The organism is Halomonas alkalicola (genome assembly GCF_030704205.1).
GTDB classification, from domain to species: domain Bacteria; phylum Pseudomonadota; class Gammaproteobacteria; order Pseudomonadales; family Halomonadaceae; genus Halomonas; species Halomonas alkalicola.
Genome location: NZ_CP131913.1, coordinates 2122568 through 2134638 on the forward strand (window position 1 = coordinate 2122568; position 12071 = coordinate 2134638).

Below are 12071 nucleotides of genomic sequence, written 5' to 3' on the forward strand. Positions count from 1 at the left end.
GATAATCGAAAACGGCCCGGCCGCCCCGGCTGGGCGTTGCCGGACCGGCGGGGGAAGCTCAGTTGCCGAGGCGGGTGATGCGCTCGACGTGGGAGAGGTTGCGCAGCCGCTTGATGATGCGCGCCAGGTGGACGCGGTCACGCACCGAGAGGGTCAGGTTGACGGTGGCCAGGCGGGCGTCGCGCTCCTCGATGCCGATGCGCTCGATGTTGGCCTCGGCATCGGTGACCAGGCCGGCCAGTTCGGCCACCAGGCCGCGTCGGCTCTGCACCTCCAGGCGCAGCGCCACCGGGAAGTCCTCGGCAATGTCGTCGGACCACTCCAGGGCAAACAGCTTGTCCGGATCGTTCCTGAGTTCGCCCAGGTTACGGCACTCGGCGCGATGCACCACGATGCCCTTGCCCACCGAGAGGTGGCCGATGACGGGGTCGCCGGGCAGCGGGTGGCAGCAGCGGGCGAACTTGATCACCATGCCTTCGGCACCGCTGATCAGGATGGGGCCATGGGCACGCGGCTCGCCCTTGCCCGCGGGGCGCTCGCCGTGCTGCAGGTCGAGCAGGCGGCGTGCCACCACATGGGCGACCCGGGTGCCCAGGCCGATGGATTCCAGCAGGACATCCTCGTTCTTCAGGCCGAGCTCGCCCAGCAGCGTGGCCAGCGGCCCGTCGGGGAGCTCCTCCAGGCTGGTCTCGAACTCCGCCAGGGACTTGTTGAGCAGCCGCCGGCCGAGCTGGACCGCCTCGGTATGCTGCTGGTGCTTGAGGGCGTGGCGGATCGCCGAGCGCGCCTTGGCGGTGGCGACGAAGTTGAGCCAGGCCAGGTTGGGTCGTGCGCCCGGGGCGGTGATGATGTCCAGGGTCTGGCCGCTCTCCAGCCGGGTGGAGAGCGGGGCCAGGTGGCGGTCGATGCGACAGGCGATGGTGCTGTTGCCGATATCGGTATGCACGCTGTAGGCGAAGTCGATCACCGTGGCGCCCTGGGGCAGCTCCATGATGTCGCCCTTGGGCGTGAACACGTAGATATCGTCGGGGAAGAGGTCATTCTTGACGTGCTCGATGAACTCCAGGGAGTCCCCGGCGTGGCGCTGCATCTCCAGTAGCCCCTTGATCCAGGAGCGGGCCCGGGCGTGGCTGCCCTCGGCGATGGGGTGCTGGGTCTGGCCGGCCTTGTAGAGCCAGTGGGCGGCGATGCCGTTGTTGGCCATGGCCTCCATCTCGCGGGTGCGGATCTGCACCTCGATGGGCATGCCATTGGCGCCGAACAGCGAGGTATGCAGGCTCTGGTAGCCGTTGGCCTTGGGGATGGCGATGTAGTCCTTGAAGCGCCCCGGCACCGGCTTGTAGAGGTTGTGCACCACGCCGAGGATGCGATAGCAGCTGTCGACGTCCTCGCAGATGATGCGGAAGCCGAACACGTCCATGATCTCGGCGAACGACTTGCGCTGGTCGCGCATCTTCTTGTAGATCGACAGCAGGTGCTTCTGGCGGCCGACCACGGTGCCGGAGAGCCCCTCGTCGTCGAGGCTCTTCTGCAGGTTGTTCTGGATCTGACGGATCGCCGAGCGGCGGTTCCCCCGGGCGCTGGAGACGGCGCGCTTGATGCGCTCGGCGCGCATCGGATGCAGCGCCTGGAAGGAGAGATCCTCCAGCTCCACGCGGATGGTGTTGATGCCCAGGCGGCTGGCGATGCGGGCGTAGATCTCCAGGGTCTCGCGGGCGATGCGGCGCTTCTTCTCCGGGCGCAGCGCCCCCAGGGTGCGCATATTGTGCAGGCGGTCGGCGAGCTTGACGATGATGACCCGGATGTCCCGGGACATCGCCAGCACCATCTTCTGGAAGTTCTCGGCCTGGGCGACCGCCTTGTCCTCGAAGGCGATCTGGGTCAGCTTGGAGACCCCGTCGACGAGCTCCGCCACCGGCTTGCCGAACTGCTCGGCCAGTGCCTCCTTGCCGACCCCGGTATCCTCGATGACGTCATGCAGCATGGCCGCCATCAGGCTCTGATGGTCCATGTGCATGTTGGCGAGGATATTGGCGACGGCGAGGGGGTGGGTGACATAGGGCTCGCCGGAGCGCCGGCGCTGGCCGTCGTGGGCCTGCTCGGCATAGTAGAAGGCGCGCTTGACCTGCTGGATCTCGCTCTGGGGAAGGTAGCCGCCGAGGCGGTCGGCGAGGTCATCGATGGTGAACATGCGGCGCGCCCTGATTCCTGCGTGAGTGTCCTGGGAAGGATAACGGCGCCCTGGCGCCGTCGTGGATCACTCCTCGCCGGCGCCGCCGAAGTAGGGCTCGCGCACCGGGCGCACGGCGGGCTCGACCGGCTCGTCGAGGACGCTGGCGTCGACCAGGCCGGCGGCGATCTCGCGCAGGGCGACCACGGTGGGCTTGTCGTTCTCCCAGGGCAGCTGGGCATCGCGAGAGCCGCGTGCCAGCTGGCGTGCGCGTGCGGTGGAGATCATCACCAGCTTGAAGCGGTTCTCGACATTTTCCAGACAATCTTCGACTGTGACTCGCGCCATGGGGGGTGCCTTCCTGTAAAGCGTGCGGGAACCCGGCGCTGCACACGCGGTGGGCGTGTGGACGGATTCCACCTATGGGTAGACCTGATAGGTTACTCGACCGCCGGTTGCCCTGACAAGCGCTGCAGTGCAGCGCTTGTCAAGCTCAGCAGAGCAGCGCCTGCAGCAGCGGGGCGTGGGCCTGGCCGGCTCGCTCGTGGCTCAGCCGCTGGGCGATCACCAGCGCCTGAAGCTCGCGCAGGGCGGTGGTGAAATCGTCGTTGATCACCAGGTAGTCGTATTCGTCGTGGTGGGACATCTCGCTGACCGCGTCGCGCATGCGCCGCTCGATCACCGCGTGCTCGTCGGTGCCGCGGCTGGCCAGGCGGCGCTCCAGCTCCTCCCGGGAGGGGGGAAGGATGAAGATGGAGACCGCATCGGGCATCTGCTGACGCACCTGGCGGGCGCCCTGCCAGTCGATCTCCAGGATCACGTCCTGGCCGGCGGCCAGGGCGGCCTGTACTGCGGGACGCGAGGTGCCGTAGTAGTTGTCGAAGACCCGGGCGTGTTCGAAGAACTCGCCGCGCTCGATCATCGCCTCGAAGGCCGCCACGTCAACGAAGTGGTAGTTGACCCCGTCCACCTCGCCGTTGCGCATGGCCCGGGTGGTGTGCGATACCGAGACCTGGATGCCGTCGAGGCTCTCGATCAGCTCGCGCACCAGGCTGGTCTTGCCGGCACCGGAGGGGGCGGAAACGATGAAGAGGGTACCCTGTGGCATGGTCGGCATCCCTGTTATGGCAGCTGGATGAAGCGGCATGGGCCGAAGGAAAGCGCGCAGTATCGCATGAATCGGCGGCGCGCTGCAGGCCTACCAGCGACTAGCCTCGAGTGCTGGCCTTCAGAGTCGATCTCGTCATACCTACCGCGATCAGTGACAGGGTGACGCTGCATCGAGACGTCTACCACCTGCCAGGCAGGGCATGCTCTCCCAACGAAAACCTCTTCAGCTGAGTCTCAATAGCTTGGTACAGCGCTCTGGGGATGGAGTGGAACCCGAGAAGCTCTGGACTCCTGTTCCTCAGAACCCGGCGTACTGGAGCAACCGAGGTGATGTCGAGAGCTTCCGGCATGCCTTCTACCGTGCATCGTATCTGTGCAAGGCCGACATGAAGAATTGGATTCTTCGCAGGCTGGCGTGACATTGCCCAGTAGGAGCTCGGGTTCCCCGAGCGAATGGCGCCGCAGGCGCCCCGGCGGTATTGAAGGCGCTGCCCGTCATTGCCGCCATCAGCTAGGGCTCAACGGCCTTAGCTCCAACAGGAAAACCTGCGCATTAGCCGGTACTCTTGGGGTAGCACCTTTTCGCCATGTGGCGCCGCAAAGCGCTGAGCAAGGGCTGCCGGCTGATCAGGGCCGCCAGGGAAGGGCTGCCAGAGCAGACGTGGGATCACCCACGCGATGACCAGGGAAAGAAGGGGAACGCTGTGCAACAACCGGAAGAGCAGGCCAGGACCCGAATCGACCAGCTGCTGCGCGATGCCGGCTGGGTGATTCAGGACAGAAGTTACTTCGACCGACAGGCGGCGTTGGGAGTGGCCGTGCGGGAGTTCCACCTGCCCGCCGGCTACTGCGACTACCTGCTGTTCATCGACGGCAAGGCGGCCGGCGTCATCGAAGCCAAGAAGGCCGGGGTGACGCTCAGTGGCGTAGCCGAACAGTCGGCCAAGTACGTGGCCCAGCTGCCCGAGCACCTGGCACGCTGGGAGCAGCGGCTCGTCTACCACTACGAGAGCACCGGGGATGAGACCTTCTTCTGCGACCTGCGCGACCCCAAGCCGCGCTCTCGCCGGCTGTTTGCCTTCCACCGCCCGGAAACGCTGCATGAGTGGCTACGCCAGCCGGAGACCCTGCGTGCCCGGCTGCGCCACATGCCCTCGCTTGAGACCCAGGGCCTGCGTGACTGTCAGATCGAGGCTATCCAGGGCCTGGAGGGATCGCTGGCGGAAGACCGCCTGAGGGCGCTGATCCAGCTGGCCACCGGCGCGGGCAAGACCTTCACCGCCTGCAGTTTCTCCTATCGCCTGATTCGCCATGCCGGAGCCAAGCGCATCCTGTTCCTGGTCGACCGCAACAACCTCGGCGACCAGACCCTCAAGGAGTTTCAGAACTTCCAGCCGGTGGGCGCGGCCAACCGCTTCACCGACACCTACATCGTTCAGCACCTGCACGGGCACCACATCGACCCCGATGCCAAGGTGGTGATCACCACCATCCAGCGCCTCTATGCCATGTTGCGCGGCAAGCCGTTGGAGGAAGCCGACGAGGAGGCCTCGGCCTTCGAACAGTGGGAGGTCGAGCAGGGGGACCCGCTGCCCCTCGGCTACAACCCTGAGATCCCTATCGAGACCTTCGACTTCATCATCACCGACGAATGTCACCGTTCGATCTACGGACTGTGGCGACAGGTGCTGGAGTATTTCGACGCCTCGCTGATCGGCCTGACGGCGACCCCTTCCAAGCACACCCTGGGCTTCTTCAACCAGAACCTGGTGGCGGAGTACCCCTACGAGCGCTCGGTGGCCGATGGCGTCAACGTCGGCTACGAGATCTACCGCATCCGCACCCGGGTCACCGAGGAGGGGGGCAAGGTGGAGCCCGGCGACGTGGGCTACCAGGTGCCGGTGCGCGACCGGCGCACCCGCAAGATGCGCTACGAGACCCTGGACGAGGAGTTCGAGTACACCGGCAAGGAGCTCGACCGCTCGGTGGTGAACCCCAACCAGATCCGCACCGTGTTGCAGACCTACCGCGACCGGGTATTCACCGAGCTCTTCCCGGAGCGCACGGGGGAGTGGCTGCCCAAGACGCTGATCTTCGCCAAGGACGACAACCACGCCGAGGAGATCGTCCACGCCGTGCGCGAGGTGTTCGGCGAGGGCAACGACTTCGCCAAGAAGATCACCTACCGCAACAGCGGCGAGGACCCCAAGGCGCTGATCAAGGCGTTCCGGGTCGACCCCATGCCGCGGGTCGCCGTCACCGTGGACATGATCGCCACCGGCACCGACATCAAGCCGGTGGAGGTGCTGATCTTCATGCGCGACGTGAAGTCCGAGGGCTACTACGAGCAGATGAAGGGGCGCGGCGTGCGCACCATCCCCGACGCCGACCTCAAGGCGGTGACGCCGGACGCCGAAACCAAGACACGCTTCATCCTGATCGATGCCGTGGGGGTGACGGAATCGAAGAAGAACGCCAGCCAGCCCCTGGAGCGCAAGCCCACGCTCAGCTTCGATGCCCTTTTGGAGCAGGTGGCCATGGGCCGGCGCGATGAGGACGCCGTCTCCTCCCTGGCGGCTCGCCTAGCCGCCCTGGATCGCAAGCTGACCGATGAGGACCGTACCCGCCTGGCTGAGGCCAGCGGCGGTCAGGCGCCTCGTCAGCTCGCCAACCGGCTGCTCGATGCCATCGACCCGGACAGCCAGCAGGCCGCCATCTCCGAGCGGCATGGGCCGGCTCCCACGCCGGAGCAGGAGCAGGCCGTGGTACAGGAGCGGCTGGACGAGGCCTGCCGGCCCTTCGACAGGCCGGCGCTGCGCACCCTGCTCAAGGAGATCAAGCAGAAGCGCGATATCGTCATCGACGAGGTGACCACCGATGCCCTGGTGCACGCCGACTTCGACCATCAGCGGGCCGAGCAGACCATCAGCAGCTTCAAGGCCTTCATCGAGGAGCACCGCGACGAGTTGACCGCCCTGCAGATCCTCTATAACCAGCCGCTGGGCCAGCAGCGGCTCACCTATGCCGCCATCCGCGAGCTGGTCAATGCGATGCTGGAGAAGCCTCCTCACCTGGCGGTGGCCAACGTCTGGCAGGCCTACAAGCGCCTGGAGGCCTCTCAGGTGCGCGGTGCACCGGTGGATGAGCAGCTCACCGAGGTGGTCAGCCTGGTGCGCTATGCCTTGGGGCAGACTGACACCTTGGAGCCCATTGATGCCGTGGTGGAGCGCCGCTTCAATCTCTGGCTGGGCCGCGAGAAGAAGGCCGGGCGCGAATATAACGCTGAGCAGGAGGCGTGGCTGCGTTCCATCGCCGCCTACCTCGCCGCCAATGCCGAGATCGCCCCGCGGGATTTCATGGAAGTGCCCAGCCTGGCCGACCAGGGTGGTATCCTCCGCGCCAGACAGGTACTGGGTAATGGATTGAATGAGATGCTAAATGAGCTGCAAGAGGCACTGGTGGCGTGATGGTTAATGACCTGCCAGGCAACTGGGTGATGATCTCTCTTGGCGATATCATCAGAAAAATTGAAGCCGGAAAGAACTATCGTTGCATTGAGCGTCCACCTGTTGGTGATGAAACAGGCATTGTTAAGGTCAGCGCTGTTTCTTGGGGTCAGTTTCGGCAAGATGAGAGCAAAACAATTCAGAAAGAAGAGCACCGTGATGAGCGGTACTTGATCAGAAGTGGTGACCTTCTGATGAGCCGAGCCAATACGATAGAGTTGGTCGGAGCGAGTGTAATAGTTGGGGAGATCCAGAGGGCTCTCCAGTTAAGCGACAAGGTATTGCGGCTTTGTCTGGTCGATGGTTTTGAAAAATGGGTGAATCTATATATCAATTCCAGAGGTGGGAGGGTTCAGATTGAATCGCTTGCAACTGGCGCCCAGCAGTCTATGCGGAATATCTCCCAAGACAGTATTCGTCGAATAACACTTCCTTTCCCTCCTCTCAACGAGCAACGTCGCATCGTCGATAAAATCGAGTCTCTTTTTGTCCAGCTAGACCACGGCGAGGCCAGTCCGCGCGGCGTGCAGCAGCTGCTGGCTCGCTATCGCCAGTCCGTCCTCAAGGCCGCCGTCACTGGCCAACTGACCGCCGACTGGCGGTCCGAGAACGCTGATCGCCTTGAGTCGGGGCATGACCTGCTGGAGCGTATCCTCCAGGCCCGTCGCGAGAATTGGCAGGGGCGGGGCAAGTACAAGGAGCCCGTGGCGTCGGATACCAGCGACATGCCAGAGCTACCCGAGGGATGGGCGTGGGCTAGCTTTGAACAACTATTCGACGTTTATGGTGGAGCCACACCTTCTAGAAAAGACTCCAAACATTGGAATGGTGATATTCCTTGGGTGAGCAGTGGCGAAGTTGCTTTTTGCCGAATCAAAAATACTGAGGAAAAGATCACAGAGGCAGGCTATCAAAGCTGTTCGACAAAGCTGCATCCTGAGGGAACGGTTTTATTGGCCATGATTGGGGAGGGTAAGACTCGGGGGCAGGCTGCAATCTTGGATATCCCCGCGTGTAATAATCAAAATTCTGCAGCCATAAGGGTCTCAGAAAGCGGCATTCCTTGTGATTATGTCTATTATTACTTGATGGGAAGGTATCAAGAAAGCAGGAGGGCTGGGCAGGGCGGAAACCAGCCGGCATTGAATGGATCAAAGGTCAAATCGTTTGTCATGCCACTTCCTTCAATTGATGAAATGAGGGAGATAGCTACTCGAGTTGACGAGGCTTTTTATACTTCAGAAGCCCTCGCCACATGGTGCGAAACTGAACTTACCCGCTCCGCCGCCCTGCGCCAGTCCATCCTCAAGGACGCCTTTGCCGGCAAGCTGGTACCCCAGGACCCCAACGATGAGCCCGCCAACGAGTTGCTGGCCCGCATCCGCGCCGAACGTGACGCCGCCGTCCCCAAGAAACGCACCCGCAAGAAGGTCACTGCATGAGCAACGAACAACTCGTCTCCAAGGTCTGGAACTACGCCCATGTGCTGCGCGACCAGGGGGTCTCCTACGGCGACTACATCGAGCAGATCACCTACCTGCTGTTCCTCAAGATGGACGAGGAGCGGGTAGAGTTGCTGGGTGAGGAGACCTGCATCCCCAGCCAGTGGCGCTGGGCCAAGCTGGTGGAGAAGGACGGCGATGATCTGGAGCTGCAGTACCGCCACACCCTGGAGGGCCTGGCCCGCGAGAGCGGCCTGATCGGCACCATCTTCCGCAAGTCCCAGAACAAGCTCTCCGACCCGGCCAAGCTCAAGCGCGTGGTCAGCCTGATCGACAGGGAGGGCCCCTGGATCGGCCTCAAGGTCGACGTGAAGGGCGAGATCTACGAGGGGCTGCTGGAGCGCAACGCCTCCGAGGTGCGCTCTGGCGCCGGCCAGTACTTCACCCCGCGCCCGGTGATCGACGCCATCGTGAAGTGCGTGAACCCGCGGATCGACGAGACCGTCTGCGACCCCGCCTGTGGCACCGGGGGCTTCCTGCTCTCCGCCTTCGAGCACATGAAGACCCAGAGCCAGGACCGCGAGAAGCTGCGTCAGCTCAAGCATAGCGCCCTGCACGGCGTGGATATCGTCGATGAGGTGGTGCGGCTGTGTGCCATGAACCTCTACCTGCACGGCATCGGCAACGGCGGCAGCCCCGTTCAGCAGGGGGATGCCCTCTCCGGCGACGGTGGCAAACGCTTCGACGTGGTGCTGACCAACCCGCCCTTCGGCAAGAAGTCCAGCTACAAGGTGGTGGGGGAAGACGGCTCGGTGAGCACCGAACGGGAGAGCTACGAGCGTGAGGACTTCAAGTTCTCCACCTCGAACAAGCAGTTCAACTTCCTCCAGCACATCATGACCATCCTCGACACCCATGGCCGTGCCGGCGTGGTGTTGCCCGACAACGTCCTGTTCGAGGCAGGTCGGGCGGGTGAAGGCATCCGCAAGCGTCTGCTGGAGGGCTTCAATTTTCACACCCTGCTGCGCCTGCCCACTGGCATCTGGTACAGCCCCGGGGTGAAGGCCAACGTGCTGTTCTTCGACAAGCGCCCCGCCGCTCGCGAGGCCCAGACCCAGGAGCTGTGGGTCTACGACTACCGCACGAACGTCCACAAGACCCTGAAGACCAAGCGGCTGACCCACGCCGACCTCGATGATTTCGTAAGCTGCTACCACGAGCGCCAGGAGACCGAGCGCTTCCGCCGCTTCAGCTATGACGAGCTGATCCAGCGTGACAAGCTCAACCTGGATATCTTCTGGCTCAAGGACGACAGCCTGGAGGACATCGACAGCCTGCCGGAGCCGGACGTGCTGGCCACCGAGATTGTCGAGAACCTGGAAGCCGCCCTGGAGCAGTTCCGCAGCGTAAGCGCGGAGTTGGCGGGGGAGGTGGAGTAAGCCAGCTTGCAGGCGCCTGGTTGCCAGTGGCAATACGAGGCGCCTCAACCGATTGAGATATCCACAGGGAGTTTCTCGATGAAGAAGGTACGGACACCACTTTTTCCCACCTATGCGCAGGCAGCGGCCTTGATGAAAGCGTCCACAGGCACGCCGCCCAAGGCCGTGCGCGACATGATCACGGCGATCCACGACCAGACCGGGACGCCTCAGAATCCAGTGGACTGGTCGGATCCCGACACTTGGATCATCGAGCGGTTGCAGGGGGACCATGAAGCGCTGGCCCTGAAAATCTGGCAAACCGACGGCCATGTCATGCACCCCCGCCACAGCTATGGCAGCTGGATGTTCATCAACAACTACGCCCTGATGGAAGCTGATGGCGAGGGGAGATGGCAGCCATCGGAGCGTGGCGAGAAGTTCCTGAAGGGTGATGAAGCGACCTTGAGGCAGGTCGATGATGAGGAAGGCCTGCTGGCCGTTCTTGAGCTGCTCTCTGGCTTTGAGATGGCGAAGCGCAGTGACCTCCTACCTGAATGGATGTCGTACCTGCACAAGGTGTCCAACTTTGCCTCCGAGTCGTCCTGCAAGACCACCCTGCATCAGAGGCTGAGCAACCTTGTGGACCGGGGGCTGGTCGAGCGGCAGGGCAATCGGTACCAGATATCGCCTACCGGCCTTTCCTGGCTCAAGGGGAGCCTGCCAGAGCGGCCAGATGACCCACGCAAGGCCATCATCGACGGGGTCAATCGCTACAACCAGCAGCAGAAGCAGCAGTTGAGGGACTACCTTGGCAAGATGGACCCCTATCAGTTTGAAGCGCTGATCGGTGAGCTGCTGAGAACCATGGGCTATGAAGACGTCGAAGTGACCAAGGCATCCGGTGACAAGGGGGTCGACGTCGTTGGCAGTGTGCAGGTGGGCATCACAACGATTACCGAGGTCGTCCAGGTCAAGCGGCAGCAGGGTAGCATTACCCGCCCGGTGGTTGACCAGCTCCGAGGGGCGCTTCCCTACCACAAGGCGATCCGAGGAACCCTCATCACCCTTGGGAAGTTCGCCAGTAGCTGCGAGCAAGCGGCACTCTTCCCTGGTGCAGCCCCCATCACACTGATTGATGGAGAACGGCTGATCGAGATGCTAATAGAGAATCAGGTAGGTATCCGGAAGAGCCGCCCCGTTGAGCTGCTGGAGCTCGATACAAGTACCTTTGAAGTTTCAGAGGAGATGGCTACGTGAAGTGATAATTTTCAGGGAAACGTCGCCGACAAGGCGATAACAATCAGGCGAATCCCGACATCTATGCTAAAATTTCATTCGCCTGAGATTGAAATAATCATGCAGTTTCTTAATGGTCAAACCTCTTTTCTTCTTCTCTGGCGCCTAATGGGAAGGTGTTCAACCACTTGCGCGGATCGAAAATTGGGCTCAGATAAGGTAATAAATTAGCAAGTTAATGTTTTCCCGAGGGACTATTTGAAAGCTGAGGGAATGCTTTACTACCCCGCCGCAGCTGCTTTGAAGCCAACGGCGGATACAATTCACCCTAATACCGTTTGGTTATTTCGCTTTACTATATAGCCTGAACAGAGTTGGCAAGTCTTTTCTCTTGACCAAATGGCGTAGTGTAAAAACGCTGCTCTATGCCGTAGAGAAGAAGTTTTAGTTCTTTATCAGAGGATATCTCAAACTTCTGGTTTTTATGGTCAAAACTAAGCTTTTCCTTGCAGTAGCCCTCAACGTAACTGAGCATAAGTTTTTTATCATCTGCTGACATGGCTTGCAGGGTCGCCATGGCGAGGCCGATTCGTTTCCGGTTGGGCTTTGAAACATTTTTCACGCAATAAGAATCGCTAAGCTCGATGAATGACTCAGCCAGGAAGCTTTCAACCTCATTGTCAGTAGCTTCTTTGTAAAGTTCGTCAATTCCCTTGAAAATACTGGAAATAGTCGCCAGATTACGAAAAACTAGAGTGTCCGTTTTTGCAAAATAAACTGCATCAGGGGTTGGATTCACAACCAGCCTGCTCTCACCTTTTTCCAGCTTTGCCGTCTCGCCGAAGACAAGTGTTTTCCTTTTTATGAATAGCCCAGGCGTTACCTTCTGGAAATAAAACTCACCACCTTGAACAGAGATAAGATATGCTATCTTAGAAAACTGATCTTTAGTCAAGTCGTCATAGTCTTTTGAATCAAATTTATTTTTCAGAAAATCAATACAAAATGATTTCTGACTAAAGTGATCGACCTTAAACCAAGAGTCTTCGTCTAAGTTGTGGTCAGGGTTGTATGTTACGCAGGAGTTCAAGTCAACTCCTATAACATCAAAAAGCGCTTCATCCGAAATCAGCTTGAAGTACTGTTTCTTTTTTTTCCTCTTCACTTTGGCAAGCACTTGATCCAT

General features: G+C 61.0%; 8 protein-coding genes. 4 read left to right on the forward strand and 4 right to left on the reverse strand.

Going from position 1 to position 12071, the window contains the following annotated elements:
- Window positions 1–58 precede the first annotated feature (58 nt).
- The 3 genes from B6N23_RS10165 to gmk form a co-directional block, all read right to left on the reverse strand.
- Window positions 59–2191, reverse strand: a complete 2133-nt coding sequence (locus B6N23_RS10165; RefSeq protein WP_305498447.1) for a RelA/SpoT family protein — start codon at window positions 2189–2191, stop codon at window positions 59–61.
- 66 nt (window positions 2192–2257) lie between these two features.
- Entirely contained in the window at window positions 2258–2518 is a 261-nt protein-coding gene (gene rpoZ / locus B6N23_RS10170; RefSeq protein WP_169956245.1) for a DNA-directed RNA polymerase subunit omega, read from the reverse strand.
- 145 nt (window positions 2519–2663) lie between these two features.
- A complete protein-coding gene (gene gmk, locus B6N23_RS10175) occupies window positions 2664–3278 on the reverse strand; it encodes a guanylate kinase (RefSeq protein ID WP_305498450.1) in 615 nt (204 codons plus the stop codon).
- A 706-nt stretch (window positions 3279–3984) separates the two neighbouring features.
- Between gmk and B6N23_RS10180 the strand changes: the two genes are divergently transcribed.
- The 4 genes from B6N23_RS10180 to B6N23_RS10195 all read left to right on the forward strand — a co-directional run bounded on the left by B6N23_RS10180 (window position 3985) and on the right by B6N23_RS10195 (window position 10906).
- Window positions 3985–6747: a type I restriction endonuclease subunit R gene (locus tag B6N23_RS10180; protein ID WP_305498452.1), complete on the forward strand. Its 2763-nt coding sequence runs from the start codon at window positions 3985–3987 to the stop codon at window positions 6745–6747.
- On the forward strand, window positions 6747–8228 hold the full coding sequence (locus tag B6N23_RS10185; protein ID WP_305498470.1) for a restriction endonuclease subunit S: 1482 nt from the start codon (window positions 6747–6749) through the stop codon (window positions 8226–8228). The genes B6N23_RS10180 and B6N23_RS10185 overlap by 1 nt, the downstream gene beginning before the upstream one ends.
- Window positions 8225–9667: a type I restriction-modification system subunit M gene (locus tag B6N23_RS10190; RefSeq protein WP_305498472.1), complete on the forward strand. Its 1443-nt coding sequence runs from the start codon at window positions 8225–8227 to the stop codon at window positions 9665–9667. The genes B6N23_RS10185 and B6N23_RS10190 overlap by 4 nt, the downstream gene beginning before the upstream one ends.
- A 78-nt stretch (window positions 9668–9745) precedes the next feature.
- Entirely contained in the window at window positions 9746–10906 is a 1161-nt protein-coding gene (locus tag B6N23_RS10195; protein WP_305498474.1) for a restriction endonuclease, read from the forward strand.
- A 334-nt stretch (window positions 10907–11240) separates the two neighbouring features.
- Here B6N23_RS10195 and B6N23_RS10200 read toward each other — a convergent pair whose 3' ends face one another.
- On the reverse strand, window positions 11241–12071 hold the full coding sequence (locus B6N23_RS10200; RefSeq protein ID WP_305498476.1) for an ATP F0F1 synthase synthase: 831 nt from the start codon (window positions 12069–12071) through the stop codon (window positions 11241–11243).